The organism is Burkholderia sp. NRF60-BP8, from assembly GCF_001522585.2.
Lineage (GTDB): Bacteria > Pseudomonadota > Gammaproteobacteria > Burkholderiales > Burkholderiaceae > Burkholderia.
In genome coordinates this window covers 230,562-251,751 of the sequence record NZ_CP013372.1, presented here as the reverse complement: position 1 = coordinate 251,751, position 21,190 = coordinate 230,562, and the positions used below count along the sequence as shown (strand labels likewise).

The window sequence follows — 21,190 nt, the reverse complement described above, 5'->3', positions numbered from 1 at the left end:
GTACCGCGTTGGGCAATCAGGCGTCGGCGCGGGCAGGCGGCGCCGTTGCACTGGGCAACCTCGCCGGTGTCTCGGCCGGGGCAACCAACTCCGTCGCGATCGGCAACAACGCCAATGTCGGCGCCAATGTCACGAATGCCATGGCGCTCGGTACGAACTCGACAGCGACCCGCAACGACACGATCTCGGTCGGCTCGGCCACGACGCAGCGCCAGATCGTCAACATGGGGGCCGGCACGAAAGACACCGACGCCGTGAACGTGTCGCAGCTCGCGCCGGTCGTGAAGGCGCTGGGCGGCGGCGCGGCGATCGATACGGATACAGGTGCCGTGACCGGACCGACGTACGCCCTCGCGAACGGCGGCACGCAGACGACCGTCGGCGGCGCGCTCGGTGCGCTCGACGGCGCGCTGACGGCCGCGAACGGCAACATCGCCGCGAACGCGACGGACATCGCGAATCTCGGCGCGGACGTCACGAACATCGACCGTCGTGTCACGAACAACGAAGCATCCATCACGCAGATCAGCAATGACCTGAACAGCGGTGCGATCGGCCTGGTTCAGCAGGCAGGCACGGGCGCCGATCTGACGGTCGGCGCGAACACCGACGGTGCGGCGGTGAATTTCGCCGGCACGGCCGGTGCGCGCAAGCTGACGGGCCTCGCAAACGGCGATATCGCAGCGGGCAGCACCGATGCCGTCACGGGCGACCAGCTTCATGCGACGAATCAAGGAATGGCGCAAAACGCTTCCGACATCGCTGGCCTCGGCACGCAAGTGACGAATCTCGACGGTCGTGTGACCGTGAACGAAGCGAACATCACGAAGAACACCACCGACATTACGGCGATCAACACGCAGATCGGCGACCTGTCGAGCGGCGCGGCCGGTCTTGTCCAGCAAGCGGGCGCGAATGCCGATCTCGCGGTCGGCGCGAACACCGACGGTGCGGCGGTGAACTTCGCCGGCACGGCCGGTGCGCGCAAGCTGACGGGCCTCGCAAACGGCGACATCGCCGCGGGCAGCACCGATGCCGTCACCGGCGATCAGCTTCATGCGACGAATCAGGACGTGGCACAGAACGCCTCCGACATCGCCGGCCTCGGCACGCAGGTGACGAACATCGACGGTCGTGTGACCGCCGTCGACGGCCGCGTGACGGCAGTCGACAGCCGCGTAACGGTGAACGAAGCGAACATCACGAAGAACGCCACCGACATTACGGCGATCAACACGCAACTCGGCGACCTGTCGAGCGGCACGATCGGTCTCGTCCAGCAGGCAAGCGCAGGCGCCGATCTGTCGGTCGGCGCGAACACCGACGGTGCAGCGGTGAACTTCACCGGCGCGGCCGGCGCGCGCAAGCTGACGGGCCTCGCAAACGGCGACATCGCCGCGGGCAGCACCGACGCCGTCACGGGCGACCAGCTTCATGCGACGAATCAGGACGTGGCACAGAACGCCTCCGACATCGCCGGCCTCGGCACGCAGGTGACGAACGTCGATAACCGCGTGACGACCATCGATGGTCGCGTGACGGCAGTCGACGGACGCGTAACGGTGAACCAAGCAAACATCGCAAAGAACACCACCGACATCGACACGATCAACACGCAGCTCAGTGACCTGTCGAGCGGCACGATCGGTCTCGTCCAGCAAGCGGGCGCGGGTGCCGATCTGACGGTGGGCGCGAACACCGACGGTGCGGCGGTGAATTTCGCCGGCACGGCCGGCGCGCGCAAGCTGACGGGCCTTGCAAACGGCGACATCGCCGCGGGCAGCAGCGACGCCGTCACGGGTGACCAGCTTCATGCGACGAATCAGGACGTGGCACAGAACGCTTCCGATATCGCGGGCCTCGGCACGCAGGTGACGAACATCGACGGTCGTGTGACCGCCGTCGACGGCCGCGTGACGGCAGTCGACAGCCGCGTAACGGTAAACGAAGCGAATATCGCAAAGAACACCACCGACATCGACACGATCAACACGCAACTCGGCGACCTGTCGAGCGGCACGATCGGTCTCGTCCAGCAAACGGGCGCGGGTGCCGATCTGACGGTGGGCGCAAATACCGACGGCGCGGCGGTGAACTTCACCGGCACGGCCGGTGCGCGCAAGCTGACGGGCGTCGCGAACGGTGACATCGCCGCAGGCAGCACCGACGCCGTCACGGGCGACCAGCTGCACACGACGAACGTCAACGTCGCCAGCCTCGATCAACGCGTGACGAGCAACGAAACGTCGATCACGCAGATCCGCAGCGACATGAACAGCGGCTCGATCGGCCTCGTCCAGCAGGCGGGCGCGGGTGCCGACCTGACGGTCGGCGCGAACACCGACGGCGCGGCGGTGAACTTCGCCGGCACGGCCGGTGCGCGCAAGCTGACGGGTCTGTCGAACGGCGACGTTGCGGCAGGCAGCACCGACGCCGTCACGGGCGACCAGCTTCACACGACGAACGAGGCCGTTGCACGAAACGCGTCGGACATCGCGACCAACCAGACCGACATTGCTACCCTCGACGCCCGGCTCGCGGCGGGCCAGATCGGCCTCGTCCAGCAGGACGCGGCAACGGGCGCGATCACGGTCGGCGCGGCAACGGGCGGCGCGTCGGTGAACTTCGCCGGCACCGGCGGTGCACGCACGTTGAGCGGCGTCGCCAACGGCGTGAACGACGACGATGCGGTGACGATCGCGCAGCTAAAGGCGACGGGCCTGATCGACTACACCGGCAAGGAAATCGCGGCCGTGACTTACGACGACCTCTCGCTCGGCAGCGCGACCTTCGGCGGCGTGGGCGGCACGGTGCTGCACAACGTCGCGCCGGGGCTGATCGCGGCAGGCAGCATGGATGCGGTGAACGGCGGCCAGCTGTACGCGATGCAGCAGGATTTCGAGAGCCGTTTCTCCGACATCGACGATCGCGTGACGGGGCTGGAATCGGGCGGCGTGCCGGGCAATCCGGGCGGCCCCGGCAACGGCTCGGGCAGCTTCGATCCGGTCGGCAGCGGTGACGGCAGCGTGCAGCTCGGCGCGGGCGCCGATGCATCCGGCAGCAACGGCACGGCGCTCGGCAACGGCGCGGCCGCGTCGAGCGGCAACGCCACCGCCATCGGCGCCGGATCGAACGCGAGCGGGAACAACGGCACGGCCATCGGCCAGGGCTCGATCGCGAGCGGCGACGGCGGTACGGCCGTCGGCCAGGGCGCGAACGCGTCGGGCAACAACGCGGTGGCGCTCGGCGCGGGCTCGCTCGCGGATCGCGACAACGCGGTGTCGGTCGGCTCGGCCGGCAACGAACGGCAGATCACGAACGTCGCGGCCGGCACGGCGCCGACCGATGCGGTCAACGTGCAGCAGATGCAGAACTCGGTGCACAGCGCGCGCCAGGATGCGATGGGCGGCGTGGCCGCGGCGATGGCCGTGGCCGGGCTGCCGCAATCGACGCAGCCGGGACGCACGTTCGTCGCGATGGCGGGCAGCACCTACGGCGGCGAGTACGGCAGCGCGCTCGGCGTGTCGTACATGACCCGCGACGGCAAGTGGACGATCAAGGCATCGGCGAACACGAGCAGCCGCGGCACGGTCGGCGCGGTGGTCGGCGGCGGGTTCTACTGGTAAGCGTCGAGGTCGGCCGCGCAATCGTCGCGACAAAAGCGAAGGGAGCAATCCCTTCGCTTTTTTATGGCCGTCCGCAGGCCGCTCGCGCATCGATACCGCGATACGCAAGCACCTGCGAATCCGGTTCAAGAATCAGCCCAGTCTGATTGGTTGCCGCGAATGTTACCGGTAAGCTGTCCTGACGTGATGCCGGCGGCGTTCTATGTTGCACGGCACGCGCGTTTCGGCTGCGGATTGCGGCGCGGGCGTTCGGTGATGGCCGGTGGGCGCGGCCATGACAGAGATGGGTGTTGGTATCGATACGCAAACGCTGCCAGATGCGAACACCGAGCGCCCGCCCCGCAATCCGTCGTCTCCGTGCACGCGGACGCAAACGCGCTTTCACGCCTGTCCGCGCCGCACCGGCGCGCTCGTGAGTCGCGGCGATCCGGCCGCCTTGCATCGAACTTCCGCTCGAATGGTCAATCCGCGTTTCGTCACCCCGGCGCTTCGAGTAGTACGCGACATGCGTGCGGTGCGACCGTCTCCTCCCTGTTCCATTTCACATCGCCGCGGCGTGCCCGCGTGCGCCGGCTCGATCCGGCAGCCACTGCGCGCGCCGCGCCGTCCCGTCGTTCTGGCGTGTAGGACTCGCCTTACGAACACCGCTCGGCGATTCAGCCTCGGACGACAGATTAGGACAGGCCCAATCCCTACCATTCTTTCAGTACCCCGACAAACTGAAAGGAGTAGGGAAATGAACAAGACATATCGGAATATCTGGAACGCGGCGACGGGCACGTGGACGGCGGTGGCCGAAACGGCGAAGTCGCGTTCGAAGGGCTCGGCGCGTGCGGCACGTCAGGCCGTGGTCGCGCTCGCACTGGGCGGTGCTTCGATCGGCGGTGCGTTTGCGGCCGACGCGTGCACCACGGACGACGACAAGAGCGGCACGCTGGACGCTGCCGGCGTGTGCCAAGTGAAGACGGTTGGCACGGTTGCCATCGATACCCGCTCGATCGGCACCGATGCCATCGGCACGATGGCGGCGATCGCGGTTCCTGCTGCCGCGACCGACGGCACCACTGCCATCGGCAAGGCAATGGGCAATGCGAGCGCGACGGGTGGCGCCGCTACCGCCCTGGGTGGCGGTGCGACCGCTTCCGGTAACGGTGCAATCGCACTCGGCGGTGACGCGATTGCCGGCGGGATCGGTGCCGTGGCATCCGGGGTCTCGACACGTGCCGCGGAGAGCGGCCAGATTGCCATCGGTGAATATGCGTCAGCATCCGGCGCGACCACCGCCAACCTCGTGCTTGCCCGCTATACGAATGGTGGCGGCAACGTGGCGATCGGTGGTGGCGCTGGCGTCGGCGTGACGAACAATATCGATGCAAGCGGTGCGTCGGTGGCACTTGGCGCCATGTCGTATACGAATCGGGCGGCGGCTGTATCGGTCGGTAGCGATCTGACAGGCAAGAGCTTCAACCGCCAGATCGTCAACATGGCCGCCGGCACGCAAGACACCGACGCCGTCAACCTCGGCCAGATGAACGCCGCGCTCGCGCCCAAGATCGACGACACGTACGTCAAGATCAATCCGTCCACAGCCACCGCCGCGGTAGCCACCGGCGGGGCAATGGCCATCGGCGGCAACGCGCAAGCCACCTTCGGCGGCGCAACGGCTCTCGGTAACGACGCAGTCGCGACCGCCCGGAACACGACCTCCCTCGGCTTCTTTACGTCGGCTTCGGGCGGCGCAGCCACCGCAATCGGCGCCTATGCGGAAGCGACGGCGGAACACGCGATCGCGCTTGGCGTTGCCGCATCGGCGGGGCATGCCGAATCGGTTGCGATCGGCGTCAGCTCGACCACCGATCGCGACAACAGCGTATCGGTCGGCAACGGCACGCTGCAACGCCAGATCACCAACATGGCCGCCGGTACGAAGGCAACCGACGCCGTGAACGTGTCGCAGCTCACGCCGGTCGTGACCGCACTCGGCGGTGGCGCAGCGATCGATCCGAACACGGGCGCCGTGACCGGCCCGACGTACACGCTCGTGAACGGCGGCACGCAGACGACGGTCGGCGGCGCGCTCGGCGCGCTCGACGGCGAACTGACCACCGCGAAGGGCAACATCGCGCAGAACACGACCGATATCACGAAAATCAACAACCAGCTCGGCGACCTGGCGAGCGGCACGATCGGTATCGTCCAGCAGGATGCAACGACGCGCACTATCACGGTCGCGAAGGATACGGACGGCAAGGCTGTCGACTTCACCGGTACGGACGGCGTGCGCAAGCTGACCGGCGTGGACGCGGGCGACGTGTCGGCGACCAGCAACGAAGCGATCAACGGTTCGCAACTGCACGGCGTGTCGCAAAGCGTCGCCGATGCGATCGGCGCAGGCTCGCAGGTCAACGCGGACGGCTCGATCACGGCTCCGAGCTTTACCGTCGGTGACGGCAACGGCGGCACGACCACGGTTCATAACGTCGGCGACGTCGTGACGAACCTCGACGGCCGCGTAACCGTCAACGAAGGCGACATCAAGAACCTCGCCGACCAGATCGGCAACGGCACCGTCGGCCTCGTCCAGCAGGACGTAACGACGCGCGACATCACGGTTGCGAAGGGCACGGACGGCAAGGTTGTCGACTTCACCGGCACGGACGGCGTGCGCAAGCTGGCTGGCGTGGACGCGGGCGAAGTGTCGGCGACGAGCCACGAAGCCATCAACGGTTCGCAGCTGCACGGCGTGTCGCAAAGCGTTGCCGACGCGATCGGCGCCGGCTCGCAGGTCAACCCGGACGGCACCATCACCGCTCCGAGCTTCACGGTCGGCGACGGCAACGGCGGCACGACCACGGTTCATAACGTCGGCGACGCCGTGACGAACCTCGACGGCCGCGTAACCGTCAACGAAGGCGACATCAAGAACCTCGCCGATCAGATCGGCAACGGCACTGTCGGTCTCGTCCAGCAGGACGTAACGACGCGCGACATCACGGTCGCTCAGCACACCGACGGCACGACGGTGAACTTCACGGGCACGGCCGGCGACCGCAAGCTGGCCGGCGTGGCGGCAGGCGACGTGTCGGCGACGAGCAACGAAGCGATCAACGGCTCGCAACTGCACGGTGTGTCGCAAAGCGTCGCCGATGCCATCGGCGCAGGTTCGCAAGTCAACGCGGACGGCTCCATCACCGCTCCGAGCTTTACCGTCGGTGACGGCAACGGCGGCACGACCACGGTTCATAACGTCGGCGACGTCGTGACGAACCTCGACGGCCGCGTAACCGTCAACGAAGGCGACATCAAGAACCTCGCCGACCAGATCGGCAACGGCACAGTCGGCCTCGTCCAGCAGGACGTAACGACGCGCGACATCACGGTCGCGAAGGGCACCGACGGCAAGGCTGTCGACTTCACCGGCACGGACGGCGTGCGCAAGCTGGCCGGCGTGGACGCGGGTGAAGTGTCGGCGACGAGCAACGAAGCCATCAACGGTTCGCAGCTGCACGGCGTGTCGCAAAGCGTCGCCGATGCGATCGGCGCAGGCTCGCAAGTCAACCCGGACGGCTCGATCACGGCACCGAGCTTCACGGTCGGCGACGGCAATGGCGGCACGACCGCGGTTCATAACGTCGGCGACGCCGTGACGAACCTCGACGGCCGCGTGACGATCAACGAAGGCGACATCACGAACATCAACCAGCAGCTCGCGGCGGGCCAGATCGGCCTCGTGCAGCAGGACCCGACAACGGGTGCGATCACGGTCGGCGCGACGACGGGCGGTTCGTCGATCAGCTTCGCCGGCACCGGCGGTGCACGGACGTTGAGCGGCGTCGCCAACGGCGTGAACGACGACGACGCCGTGACGATCGCGCAGCTGAAGGCGACGGGCCTGATCGACTACACGGGCAAGGAAATCGCGGCCGTGACCTACGACGACATCACGCTCGGCAGCGTGACCTTCGGCGGCTCGGGCGGCACGGCGCTGCACAACGTCGCGCCGGGGCTGATCGCGTCGGGCAGCATGGACGCGGTGAACGGCGGCCAGCTGTACGACCTGCAGCAGCAGTTCGCGCAGCAGTATGCAGCCATGGACGGCCGTGTCGGCGCACTCGAGCAGAACCCCGGCAACGGCGGCGGCTCGGGCGGCGGCATGGGCCCCGGCACGGGCACGGGCGGCGACGGTTCGCTGGTGGTCGGCGACGGCGCGAACGCGTCGGGCAGCAACAGCTCGGCAGTCGGCCAGGGCTCGGTTGCTTCCGGCGACAACGGCTCGGCCTTCGGTCAGGGTTCTGCCGCGACCGGCAGCAACGGCACGGCGATCGGGCAAGGGTCGGCCGCATCGGGTTCGAACGGCACCGCCGTCGGCCAGGGCTCCGTCGCGTCGGGTTCGGACAGCACGGCGATCGGCCAGGGCTCGGTCGCGACCGGCAGCGGCTCGGTCGCAATCGGCCAGGGTTCGGTCGCGGATCGCGACAACGCGGTGTCGGTCGGTTCGGCCGGCAACGAACGTCAGATCACGAACGTCGCGGACGGCACCGCGCCGACCGACGCCGTGAACGTGCGCCAGATGGATCAACGCTTCGGCGAAACCAACCGCATGATCAACGACGTCGCGAAAAACGCGTACGCCGGTGTGGCCGCGGCGATGGCGATGCCGAACCTGGCGCCGTCGCAGCCGGGCAAGACGGTGGTGGCCGTGGGCGCCGCGAACTACAAGAGCGGCTCGGCAGTGGCGGCCGGCGCGACCTACCGGACGCGCGACGGCAAGTGGCTGATGAACGGCGCGCTGTCCGTCACGTCGACGGGCGATGCAGGCGTGCGTGCGCAAGTCGGCTACGAGTTCTGACCGCACGGCGCCGCTGCCCGCGGCGCCTTGCAACGCAAGCGGGGGGAGCAATTCCCCCCGCTGCTTCGTCCGACGACCGGTGGCGGTTCCCAGCGAGCCGCCACCGGTCGTCGGGCGCATCTGCGGGCGCCGGGCCGCGAGGCCGGCTCCGTCACGCATGCGCACCGGTTCTTACCCGCAATGCATCGGGCATGAATACACGCGCGCCGGGTTATGCCGCGCGACAACCGAGACCTACATCATGAGAAGCTTCCCCATCCGCATCATCATTGCCGATGACCATCCGGCGATCGTCGTCGGCGCGCAATACGAACTGTCGGCATCGCACACCGTGTCCGTCGTCACGACCGCGCACGACTCGACCGCGCTGATGGAAGCGCTCGCTGCCCATCCGTGCGACGTGCTGGTGTCCGACTATGCGATGCCAGGCACCGAACACGGCGACGGGATCACGCTGTTCAGCGCGGTCCTGAAGCGCCACCCGAACCTGAAGATCGTCGTGATGACGATGCTGGAGAACGCGGTCGCGCTGCGCGGCCTGATCGACCTCGGCATCCATTGCCTCGTCAGCAAGTCGGACATGACCAATCACCTGACGATGGCGATCCATGCCGCTTATACGAACGGCCGCTACCTGTCGCCGTCGATGGACCGCGCGCTGCGCCAGATCGGCACGACGCCGAACAAGACGCCGACGCTGTCGGTACGCGAGGCCGAAGTCGTGCGCCTGTTCGCGTCGGGTTTGTCGGTGAACGAGATCGCGGACAAGCTCAATCGCAGCAAGAAAACCATCAGCACGCAAAAAAGCTCGGCCATGCAGAAGCTCGGTCTGGAGCGCGATGTCGACGTGGTGCGCTACGCGATCGCGTGTGGGCTGGTGGCCGATCCGGGCAGCGCGATGCTGCCGGTCGATCCGGCACCCTGATTTCGAGCCGGATTCCATCCTGCCCGCGCCGGCCGCCGGCTTGCCCGGCCGACCGCGCGCAAGTGCCGGCGGCGCTCACGCGCCGTCGTGCCGCTCCCCGCCCGCTTCTTCCGTGCCCTTCCCTTCGCTGCCCGACGCGGCCACGATGCCGTGCTCGATCGCATAGCGCAGCAGATCGATGTCCTTGTCGATGCCCAGCTTCTGCATCGCGCGCGCCTTCTGCGTGCTGATGGTTTTCTTGCTGCGGCTCAGTTTCTCCGCGATTTCGTTGACCGTCATGCCCGACGCGTACATCCGCACGACCTCGATCTCGCGGTTGCTCAGTTCCGGCGCCTGGTCGGCGAAGCGCGCGCTCGAATGCGTGCCCAGCGTGCGCACAACCGTTTCGACCGACGGCGAATAGTAGGAACCGCCCGTCGCGGCGGCATGAATCGCCGGAATCAAATGGTCGGTCGTGTCGGATTTGCTGACGATGCACACGATACCGAGGCGCAACAGCGCGCCGACCACGGCCGCGTTGTCGAGCATGGTCAGCACGACGAGCTTGACGTCCGGATAGCGGCGCTGCAGGTAGGAAAACAGCGCGATGCCGTCGCCGTGACCGCCGCCAGGCATCGCATAGTCGGACACGACGACGTCGCACGCGCCGGTGTCGAGCAGCGCGACCAGTTCGTCCGAATTGCCGGCGGTGCCGGCGAGCTGAATCGTCGGCACCGACGACAGGCCGTGCTTGACGCCGGCGAGCAGCGCCGGATGATCGTCGGCCAATACCACACGAATTTGATAGCTTCCCATAGTCGTCCGGTTGTCCCCGCGAGGCGCGGCGGCCGAACGGCCGCCCGGTTGCCGGTGACGGCGCGTGCGCGCCGTTCCGGATCGTGATTGGGCGCTATCTTCGCATGAAACCGAGAGCCGACTCCATCCGCGGACCGCGGCCGGCCGCCGGCGCGTTTTGCCCGCCCCAAAAGAAACAGGCCGCCGGCTCTTCTGGAGCCGGCGGCCTGAAGCCTGCCGTCAACGCGCGTACACCATGATCCGTTACGCGCCGCCCGGGCGCCGGTTCGTGGCCGGCGCCGGCATCGACAACGCCGGCATGCCGGCGCTGCGTATTCCGTATTGCGTTACTTCACGTCGAGACGGATCTCGACGCGGCGGTTCTGCGCGCGGCCGTCCGGCGTCGCGTTCGACGCGACCGGATCCGCCGCGCCGAGCCCTTCGGCCGCGAACTCGCGAGCCTGGAGCCCGTTCGAGCGCAGGTAGTTCACGACCGTGCGCGCACGCGCTTCCGACAGCGCGCGGTTGTGCGCCGCGCTGCCCGTCGAATCGGTGAAGCCGGTGATCGCGACACGCGAGAACGTCACGCCGCGATTGATGTCGAGGAAGCGGTCGAGATCGCGGCGCGCTTGCGGCGTGAGCACCGCGCTGTCGGTCGCGAAGTTCGCGTCGCCCTGCAGCAGCACCTGGCGCTGCGGCGCCGGCGCCGGCTGCGGCGCGGGTTGCGGCTGGGCTTGCGGTTGCGGCGCGGGCTGTGGGGCCGGCTGCGGCTTGCCGCACATGAACGTGATCTCGCGCGGGTCCTTCATCGGTGCGCCCGAGCGCACGCGGTCGATCATCTCGAGCGGCGTGAAGCCCTGGCCGCGGCAGAATTCCTCCGCCGCGCGTGCGCACGAATTCGCGCTGCCGAGCAGCCCGTCGCAGCTCACGCGGAAAATGTTGTCCGGTTTGCCCGGCATCGACACCGCGCGGATGTCGTAGGTCGGCCCCGACTGGGTCGTGCACGCGCCGAGCGCCAGCGCGATCGCGCCGATCGACGTGGCGCGCAAGAACAAGGATTTGATGGTCATGATGAGTCGTCCGCCCGGAGGCGGACGCCAGAATGGTTATGAATGAATGGAACGATGCGGTGTGGCGCGGGCGGGGCTCACGCCCCGCCCTGGCGCCTTACCACTGGTACGACGCACCCACGCCGACGGTGTTGCCGCCGCTCGACAGACCCACGCCGGCCTTCATCTTCAGGTTCTGCGTGATGCGGGCTTCGCCGCCGAACGCCACTGCCTGATAGCCCTTGTAGGTCGCGCCGCCGACGCCGAACGACAGCGTCTTGCCCGCATCGACGCCCGGAATCATCGTCAGCGCAGTCGCTGCCGCGATACCCGAGTACGCGTTCTTCGACACGTCGTTGATCTGCCCTTGCAGACCGCCGACCGCGCGATCGAGCTGACCCTTCGACGCCGCATCGGTTGCGTTGATACCGTCCGCGATGTTGACGATCCGGCGGTTGCCGTCATCCGTGCCGTTGCCGAACGAGACGGTATTGGCTTCGTTCGCCACCGACCCGGCACCGATCGCGACCGCACCTTCGGCGGTGCTCTTCGCACCTGAGCCAATCGCCGTGCCGCTGTCCTGCGTGGCGCTCGCGTTCGAACCGATCACGGTCGCGTTGTTCGCGCCGCTGCCGATGTTCGCGCCCGAGCCGGCCGCCGTGTTGCCCGTGCCGGTGCCGGCATTGGCCGCCGTCGACGAACCCGCCGTGACGTCCGTGCCCGCGAAGTACGGGTTGTCGCCCGAACCGCCGCCGTTGCCCGGGTTCTGCTCGAGCGCACCGACGCGGCCGTCCATGTCGCCGATCTTGTCGTTCAGCTCGGACAACTGCCCGAAGTTGACGGCGTCGTACTTGTTCACACCGTCCGCGACGTTGGTCAGGATCACCGGTGCCGCACCCGTGCCGCCCAGCGTCACCGAACCGTAGTTCGGCGAGCCGTCGCGGTTCAGGTCGTAACGCACCGCCAGCGAATCGGTCGCGCCATACGCGGCCGCGGCCTGCACCGCCTGCTCGACGGTCGAGTACTTGTTGCCGTTCACTTCGATCGCCGTGTTCGCGAGCTTGCCGTCCGCGCCGACCGTCGTGCCGCCGCCGATGGTGTCCGCGACGCTCTGCGCGGTGCCATACAGCTGCGATCCGTTGATCGCGTCGTGGCTCGTCGCGCTCACCGCACCCGCGGCCACGCCGGTCAGCACGCGGTCGCCCGCGGTGCCGGTGAAGTCCACGGTCGTACCGTCCGTGTCCTTCGCGACCGTGATGTCGCGCGTCGTCGCGTCCTGCTGGACCAGACCGATCGAACCGTCCACGAGACTGTTCGAGATGTTCGTGATCGCATCGCCGACGTTGTTGAACGTCTGCTTGTTGACCACGTACGTCGGGCTCGTCACCTTGCCGTCCGGATCGACCGTCGAACCGCCGCCCAGCGAATCGGCCACGCTCTGCGCGACGCCGTGCAGCTGTGCGCCGTTGACCGCGTCCATGCTGGTGGCCGTCACCGCGCCCGCCTTCACGTTCGAGATCGTCGTGCCGCTCTTGCCGGCCAGCATCACCTGGTCGAAGTTTGCCGAACCGTCGGTGTTCTTGCCGTACGTCACCGCGAGCGACGTCATCGTGCCCGGCTTGTTCGGATCGATCGGCGCGACAAGACCTGCGTCCTGAAGCTGGCCGACGTTGACCGCGTCGTTGCGCGCCACGCCGTCCGCGACGTTCGACAACTTCACCGGGCCGTTGCCGTTACCCAGCGTCACCGAACCGTAGTCCGGCGTGCCGTCCGCCTTGCGGTCGTACGTCACCGCCGCGATCGACTGACCCGTCACCGGATCCACCAGGCCCGAGTCCGACAGCTGGTTCTTGATGACCGTGATGTTCTTCGTGTTGTCCACGGTACGGCCATCGAGGTTCGCCAGCGCGTCGCCCACGTTGTGGTAGTCCTGCTTCTGCGATGCGTCCGCCGGATCGGCCAGCGAGTACGTCGGGTTCGTCACGGTGCCGTCCGCGCCGACGGTCGAGCCGCCGCCCAGCGAATCGGCCACGCTCTGCGACACACCGTGCAGCTGCGCACCGTTGATCGCGTCCGTGCTCGTTTCCGTCACCGCACCCGCCTTCACGTTCGTGATCGTCGTGCCGTTCGCGCCGGCCAGCTTGACTTCGTCGAAGTTCGCCGAGCCGTCCGCGTGCTTGCCGTACGTCACCGCGAGCGAGGCCAGACCTGCGCCCGGATTCGTCGGATCGATCGGCGCGACAAGGCCCACGTCCTTCAGCTGGGCCACGTTCACCGCGTCGGTGTCGTCCGCGCCGGCTGCCACGTTCTTCAGTTGAACCGGGGCCGATGCGTTCGCGCCGCCCAGCGTGACCGTGTCCTTCGCCGCGCTGTCGTACACGACTGCCAGCGACTGACCCGTCACCGGATCGATCACGCCGCCGTTCTTCAGCGAATCGCTCAGGTCGCCCAGGTTCTGGTTCGTCGCGAACAGCTGCGAGCCGTTGACCGCGTCCTTGCTCGTCGCCGACAGCACGCCGTCCGCCACGTTGTGGATCGCCACCGGCGTACCGGCGTTGCCCAGCGTCACGCCCGACTTCGTTGCGTCGTCGTACGTCACGGCCAGCGACGTCAGGTTGCCCTGGCCGTCTTCGCCCACCAGGCCGGCCTGCTTCAACTGGCCGAGGTTCATCGCGTCGCTGTCGCCGGTCGCGTCAGCCACGTTCGTCACCTTCACCGGACCATTGCCGTTGCCCAGCGTCACCGAACCGTAGTCCGGCGAACCGTCAGCCTTCAGGTCGTACGTCACGGCCGCGATCGGCTTGCCCGTCGTCGGATCGATCAGGCCCGCGTCCTTCAGCTGGCTCACGTTCACCGCGTCCATGTCGGCCACGCCGGCCTTCACGTTCGTCAGCGTCGTGCCGTTTGCGCCCGCCAGCGTCACCGTGTCCTTCGCCGCGCCGTCGTATACGACCGCCAGCGATTGACCCGTGACCGGGTCGATCACGCCGCCATTCTTCAGTGCATCGCTCAGGTCGCTCACGTTCTGGTTCGTCGCGAACAGCTGCGAACCGTTCACCGCGTCGGTGCTCGTCGCCGACAGCGTGCCCGCCTTCACGTTCGTGACCGTCGTGCCGGCCGCGCCGCCACCCAGCGTCACCGTGCCGCGCGTTGCGTCGTCGTAGGCGACTGCAAGCGGATTGCCCGGGCCGCCGGGGTTCTTGGCAACGTAGTCCTTCAACTGGCCAAAGTTGACCGCATCCGTGTCCACCGCGCCTTCCGCCACGTTCGACAGCGTCACCAGGCCCGTCGAACCCGCACCGCCCAGCGTCACGTGGTTCTTCGCCGCGTTGTCGTACACCACGGCCAGCGATTGACCCGTGATCGGATCGATCACGCCGCCGTTCTTCAGCGAGTCGCTCAGGTCGCCCAGGTTCTGGTTCGTCGCGAACAGCTGCGAGCCGTTCACCGCGTCCTTGCTCGTCGCCGACAGCACGCCGTCCGCCACGTTGTGGATCGCCACCGGCGTACCGGCATTACCCAGCGTCACCGAGTCCTTCGCCTTGCCGTCATAGACGACCGCCAGCGATTCGCCCGTCACCGGATCGATCACGCCGCCATTCTTCAGCGAATCGCTCAGGTCGCCCAGGTTCTGGTTCGTCGCGAACAGCTGCGAGCCGTTCACCGCGTCCTTGCTCGTCGCCGACAGTGCACCGTCGGCCACGTTGTGGATCGCCACCGGCGTACCGGCGTTGCCCAGCGTCACGCCCGACTTCGTTGCGTCGTCGTACGTCACCGCCAGCGACGTCAGGTTGCCCTGGCCGTCATCGCCCACCAGGCCCGACTTCTTCAACTGGCCGAGGTTCAGCGCGTCGCTGTCGCCCTTCGCGTCAGCCACGTTCGTCACCTTCACCGGACCATTGCCGTTGCCCAGCGTCACCGAACCGTAGTCCGGCGTGCCGTCCGCCTTCTGGTCGTACGTCACGGCCGCGATCGGCTGACCCGTCACCGGATCGATCAGGCCCGAACCCTTCAGCTGGCTCACGTTCACCGCGTCCATATCGGCCACGCCGGCCTTCACGTTCGTCAGCGTCGTGCCGTTCGCGCCGGCCAGCGTCACCGTGTCCTTCGCCGCGCCGTCGTACACGACCGCCAGCGACTTACCCGTGATCGGATCGATCACGCCGCCGTTCTTCAGCGAATCGCTCAGGTCGCTCACGTTCTGGTTCGTCGCGAACAGCTGCGAACCGTTGACAGCATCCGTGCTCGTCGCCGACAGCGTACCGTCCGCCACGTTCGTCAGCGTCACCGGCGTCGTCGAAGCCGTACCGCCCAGCGTCACCCGGTCATGGGCCGCGCCGTCGTATTGCACCGAGTTCGGATCCGTCGAGCCGGAGCGTGCTGCCGCGTCGATCGCGTCGCCCACGTTGTTGTACGTATTGCCGTTGACCGTGTACGACGGCTGCACCAGCGAACCGTCCGCGCCCACGCTCGAACCGCCGCCCAGCGATGCCGCCACGCTGCTCGACACGCCATGCAGCTGCGCACCGTTCACCGCGTCGACGCTCGTCGCATTCACGGCGCCCGCCGCCACGCCCGTCAGCACGCGGTTGCCCGCCGTACCGGCGAAGTTCACCTTCGTGCCGTCCGTTGCGGCCGCCACCGTGATGTCGCGCGACGCCTGATCCTGCTGCACGAGACCGATCGTCCCGTTGTTCAGGTTGTTCGTCAGGTTCGTGATGTTGGTCGTGTTCTGGCCCACTTGCTCGTTCGTCGCGAACAGTTGCGCACCGTTCACCGCGTCCGTGCTCGTCGCCGACAGCGTGCCGTCCGCCACGTTCGTCACCTTCACCGGACCATGGCCGTCGCCCAGCGTCACCGAACCGTAGTTCGGCGAGCCGTCCGCGTTCTTGTCGTACGTGACGACCGCACGCGTATCGCCGTTCGCATCGACCAGGCCGCTATCCGCCAGCTGGTCCTTCACGTCGGCGATGGCGCCGGTGTTCACGACCGTCCGGCTGTCGAGGTTGTCCAGTGCGTCGCCCACGTTGTTGTAGGTAACCGTGCCGGTACCTGCCGGATCGGTCAGCGTGTACGCCGGCGGAGCAAAGCTGCCGTCGCTGTTCGCCGTCGCGCCGCCGCCGAGCGAATCGGCCACGCCCTTCGCCGTGCTGTACAGCTGCGAGCCGTTGACCGCGTCCGTGCTGGTGGCGCTCACGTCACCGGCCTGCACGTTCGTGATCTTGGTGCCGTTCGGGCCGGCCAGCGAGACCAGCTCGAAGTTCGCCGAGCCATCCGGGTTCTTCGCGTAGGTCACGGCAAACGGATTCGAACCGCCGCCGCCCAGCTGGCTCAGCGCGTCGATCGCATCGCCGACGTTGTGATAGGCCGTACCGCCGACCGTGTAGGTCGGATTCGCGATCGAACCGTCGCGCTGGACCGACGCGTTGCCGCCGAACGCGGACACCGCATCGCGCAGCTGGCTCACGTTCACCGCGTCCGTATCGGCCGTACCCTTTGCCACGTAGATGATCTGGCGCTGCGCATTCGCCGAACCGACTGCGACCGAATCCATGCGGTCCGCGACCGACCTGGAGCCCAGCGCGATCGAGTTCGCCTGCGCGGCCGTTGCCTGGCTGCCGATTGCGATGGCGTTGGCGACGTTGGCCTGCGCGAGCCGGCCGAACGCGACCGAATCCGTCCCGTTGGCGCGCGCCGTGTTGCCGAACGCAAGCGCGTTGCTGCCGCCCGCGACCGTGTTGAAGCCGAGTGCGACCGCACCCGTGCCCGCCGCGCTCGTCCCGTTGCCCAGTGCGACCGCGTTCGCGCTGGTCGCCTTGGCGCCGCCGATGGCAACCGCGCCCGCAGACGTGGCCGATGCGCCCGCACCGAACGCAAGTGACGCATTCCCCGACGCCACCGACTGCGCACCCACGGCCACCGCCGTCGTACCGGTCGCGCTGGCTTCCGCACCGATCGCGACGCCTGCCGTGTTTGCGCCGACGAACGCGTTGTCGCTGCCGTCGCCCTGGCCGTCGACCTTGACGTACGGATCCGTCCCGACGACCGCGTTCGTGCCGATCGCGTCGATCCGGTCGTTCATCGCCTGGATGGCCGAGCGCGTCTTCGTGCCGGCGTCGTCGATCGCCGTCTGCACGGACGACGTCGTGGCACCCACCAGCGAGTTCATCTGGCCGACGGTTGCCGCATCGCTGTCGGCCTGACCGTCCTGAACGTTCGTGATACGGCGTTGCAGACCCGTCGCGCCGTTACCGACCGAGATCGTGTTGACTTCGTTCGCGAGCGAGCCGAGGCCGAGCGCCACCGCGTTGATGCCGGTCGCCTGCGCTGCCACGCCATTGCCGCGGCCGCCGATGTACGGGTTGCCCGTCGCCACGGCCTGCTGCATCTGCTGCACGTTGACCGCGTCGGTCGCGGCGACACCGGCCGCGACGTTCGACACCGTCACCGGGGCCGACGCGCCTGCGCCACCCAGCGACACGTGGTTCTTCGCCGCGTCGTCGTAGACCACGGCCAGCGACTGGCCCGTTGCCGGGTCGATCACGCCGCCGTTCTTCAGCGAATCGCTCAGGTCGCCCAGGTTCTGGTTCGTCGCGAACAGCTGCGAGCCGTTCACCGCGTCCTTGCTCGTCGCCGACAGTGCACCGTCGGCCACGTTCGACACCGTCACCGGAGCATTGCCCTGGCCCAGCGTCACCGAGCCGTAGTTCGGCGTGCCGTCGGCATTACGGTCGTACGTGACCGCGGCGATCGACTGACCCGTCACCGGATCGATCAGGCCCGAGCCCTTCAGCTGGCTCACGTTCACCGCGTCCATGTCGGCCACGCCGGCCTTCACGTTCGTCAGCGTCGTGCCGTTTGCGCCGGCCAGCGTCACCGTGTCCTTTGCCGTGCCGTCGTACACCACGGCCAGCGACTGACCCGTCGCCGGATCGATCACGCCGCCATTCTTCAGCGAGTCGCTCAGGTCGCCCAGGTTCTGGTTCGTCGCGAACAGCTGCGAACCGTTGACCGCGTCCTTGCTCGTCGCCGACAGCGCGCCGTCAGCCACGTTGTGGATCGCCACCGGCGTACCCGCGTTGCCCAGCGTCACGCCCGACTTCGTTGCATCGTCGTACGTCACCGCCAGCGACGTCAGGTTGCCCTGACCGTCGTCGCCCACCAGGCCCGACTTCTTCAACTGGCCGAGGTTCAGCGCGTCGCTGTCGCCGGTCGCGTCAGCCACGTTCGTCACCTTCACCGGACCATTGCCGTTGCCCAGCGTCACCGAACCGTAGTCCGGCGAACCGTCAGCCTTCAGGTCGTACGTCACGGCCGCGATCGGCTTGCCCGTCGTCGGATCGATCAGGCCCGCGTCCTTCAGCTGGCTCACGTTCACCGCGTCCATGTCGGCCACGCCGGCCTTCACGTTCGTCAGCGTCGTGCCGTTTGCGCCCGCCAGCGTCACCGTGTCCTTCGCCGCGCCGTCGTATACGACCGCCAGCGATTGACCCGTGACCGGGTCGATCACGCCGCCATTCTTCAGTGCATCGCTCAGGTCGCTCACGTTCTGGTTCGTCGCGAACAGCTGCGAACCGTTCACCGCGTCGGTGCTCGTCGCCGACAGCGTGCCCGCCTTCACGTTCGTGATCGTCGTGCCGTTCGCGCCGGCCAGCGTCACGGTGTCGCGCGTCGCGTCGTCGTAGTTCACGGCATTCGCGCCGCCCGTCTGGGCGAGCGCATCGAGTGCGTCGCCGACGTTGTCGTAGTCGTTGCCGCCGACCGAATACTTCGGCTGCGTGATGCTGCCATCCGCGCCCACGGCCGCGCCGCCGCCGAGCGCATGGGTCACGCCCGTCAGCTGGCTGACGTTGACGGCGTCGGTTGCTTGCGTACCGGCGGCCATGTTGGTGATCTGGCGTTGCAGCGAGGACGAACCGATCGAAACCGCATCACCGCGCGTTGCAACGCTATTCGCGCCCAACGCGACGGCATTCGATCCGGCAGCCGTTGCGTTCAAGCCCAGTGCGACCGAATACCCCGAATTCGCTGTGGCGCCGGAACCCATTGCCGTGGTTCCAGGACCTGTCGCATAACTATTGTTACCCAGCGCAACCGTATTGGAATTCGTGTTACGGCTGTTCGCGCCGATCGCGATCCCGCCACCGCCGACCGAAAATGCCGAGTCACCCAGCGCAATCGCGCCGGTCGCACCGGAAATATCGCCGTCAGCCACGCGCGCGCTATTACCGATTGCGATACCGTTGACGGGGACAAACCGGCCGTTGTTGGTCACCCCGGCGCCATTGCCGATCGCAATGCTGTTCGTCGATCCGGTGCGCGTGTTGGCGCCCTGGCCGATCGCGATCGAATCCACGCCGTTCGCCGCAGCCGCAGCGCCTCCGCTGTTGACCTTGACATACGGGTTCGAGGTACCGCCGACACCCGCGATGGCGGCGTTCAGCTGGCCGAGGTTGACGGCATCCGTCGTGGCCGTGCCTGCGGCGACGTTGGTGATCTGGCGCTGAACGGCGGCAGAGCCGACAGAAACGGTATTGGCGCGATTCGCAACGGAACCCTGCCCCAGCGCGACTGCGCCGGCAGCCGAGGCGACCGCGGAACGCCCAACCGCCACCGCGCCCGTTTGCGTCGCACTGCTGCCCACGCCGATCGCGGTGGTATTGGCAGCAGTCGCCCGCGATATCGTCCCAAGGGCCATCGCGTTATCGGCATTCGCAACGGTATTACCACCCAGTGCCACCGCCGATACACCGGTCGCGCTCGCATTTGCGCCCACGGCCACCGCGCTATTGACACCCGCCACAGTTGCGGGAGCCGCAGCACCATACAAGCCCGTGCTGATCGCCACATACGGATCCGCTGCCGCGATTGCCGCATTCATCTGGCTGAGGTTGACAGCATCGGTGCCCTGCGTGCCGGCCGCCACGTTGACGATCTGGCGCTCTGCGCCGGCACTGCCCACGGAAACGGTATTGGCGCGATTGGCAATCGAGAACGAACCCAGCGCCACCGCACCGGCAGCCGAAGCATTCGCCGCACGGCCTACCGCGACCGATTGATTCCCGCCGGAGTTAGCCTGCACGCCGACCGCCGTTCCTTCGTAACCTGCAGCCGAAATCGTGCCGAGCGCCACGGCGTTGTAGCCTGCGCTCGCAGCGCCGCCAAGCGCAACTGCGGAAGTCGATCCGGCCGTTGCACCGGGGCCGATAGCGGTCGAACTACTACCCACCGCCTGCGACGCCACGCCAGGTGCGTACGTGCCAGTCTGGAACGCCACATACGGATCGTCCGCTGCCGAAATCGCCGCATTCAACTGATTGACGTTGACCGCATCCGTCCCGGCCGTACCTGCCGCGAGGTTCTGGATACGGTTGTTCGTCATGCTGACGTTATTCGCAAAGTCCGTCGCGCCTGCAATGTGCACGCCCGACCCACCCACCAGCATCAGGTGCCCGTCCTTGCTGCCGCCGATGCCGACCTCGGTCGCCGCGGTCGGCACACCGGTTCCGCCACCTGTCGTCGTCGTGTTGTTATAGAGCTGAAACGCCATCGGATGATTCAGGCTCAGACGGCTGGAGTTCGCGGTACAAGCTGCAGTCAGCGCGGTGCCCGTGCTGGTACCGGACCCATAGGCCATCCCGTTGACGCCGCCCGTCGCACCGCACAGGGTCAACCCGCCGGCGCCGTTCGCCGCCTGCGCCAATGCATCGGCCGGCATCGCGCCGCCCACACCCGCCATCATCGCGACCGCGCTTGCGATCGCCGACTTCACGTGCGAAGTCGATTTGCCGCGTGCGCGCGCCGTTTCTTCGGCTGCTGCCCACGTTCCCGTCGTGGCGTTCCAGACGGTCCGATAAGACTTGTTCATATCGATTGCCTCTAAGCAAAAAAGATTGAGACGAAATACCTTTAGTTACCTGAGGCAATATATTTTTCGCGCGGGGTTTCGATAATCAGACACGGGGAG

6 protein-coding genes are annotated in these 21,190 nt (G+C 67.5%); 3 read left to right on the top strand and 3 right to left on the bottom strand.

All coding sequences use genetic code 11. From position 1 onward, the window contains the following. Positions 1-8 precede the first annotated feature (8 nt). From WS54_RS01075 to WS54_RS01065, 3 genes are all read left to right on the top strand, one after another. Positions 9-3,626, top strand: coding sequence for a YadA family autotransporter adhesin (locus WS54_RS01075; RefSeq protein WP_335671251.1), 3,618 nt, complete (start codon positions 9-11; stop codon positions 3,624-3,626). Positions 3,627-3,900: 274 nt separating this feature from the next. After that, a complete protein-coding gene (locus tag WS54_RS01070) occupies positions 3,901-8,475 on the top strand; it encodes an ESPR-type extended signal peptide-containing protein (protein ID WP_236872731.1) in 4,575 nt (1,524 codons plus the stop codon). Between the two features lie 238 nt (positions 8,476-8,713). Next, a complete protein-coding gene (locus tag WS54_RS01065; protein ID WP_082725095.1) occupies positions 8,714-9,400 on the top strand; it encodes a response regulator in 687 nt (228 codons plus the stop codon). A gap of 75 nt (positions 9,401-9,475) precedes the next feature. Here the strand turns inward: WS54_RS01065 and WS54_RS01060 are convergent, their stop codons facing one another. From WS54_RS01060 to WS54_RS01050, 3 genes are all read right to left on the bottom strand, one after another. Then, the gene (locus WS54_RS01060) at positions 9,476-10,195 is read right to left on the bottom strand and encodes a response regulator transcription factor (protein WP_059781649.1); all 720 of its coding nucleotides are present in this window, start codon (positions 10,193-10,195) and stop codon (positions 9,476-9,478) included. Positions 10,196-10,521: 326 nt separating this feature from the next. Next, entirely contained in the window at positions 10,522-11,244 is a 723-nt protein-coding gene (locus WS54_RS01055; protein WP_059781650.1) for an OmpA family protein, read from the bottom strand. 97 nt (positions 11,245-11,341) lie between these two features. Continuing rightward, a complete protein-coding gene (locus tag WS54_RS01050; RefSeq protein WP_236872730.1) occupies positions 11,342-21,091 on the bottom strand; it encodes a YadA-like family protein in 9,750 nt (3,249 codons plus the stop codon). Positions 21,092-21,190: the final 99 nt, after the last annotated feature.

What these genes read in the sequence shown, in the direction of transcription:
- WS54_RS01070 (WP_236872731.1), top strand. Translation starts at nt 3,901, where the DNA reads ATGACAGAGATGGGTGTTGGTATCGATACGCAAACGCTGCCAGATGCG.
- WS54_RS01060 (WP_059781649.1), bottom strand. Translation starts at nt 10,195, where the DNA reads ATGGGAAGCTATCAAATTCGTGTGGTATTGGCCGACGATCATCCGGCG.
- WS54_RS01055 (WP_059781650.1), bottom strand. Translation starts at nt 11,244, where the DNA reads ATGACCATCAAATCCTTGTTCTTGCGCGCCACGTCGATCGGCGCGATC.
- WS54_RS01050 (WP_236872730.1), bottom strand. Translation starts at nt 21,091, where the DNA reads ATGAACAAGTCTTATCGGACCGTCTGGAACGCCACGACGGGAACGTGG.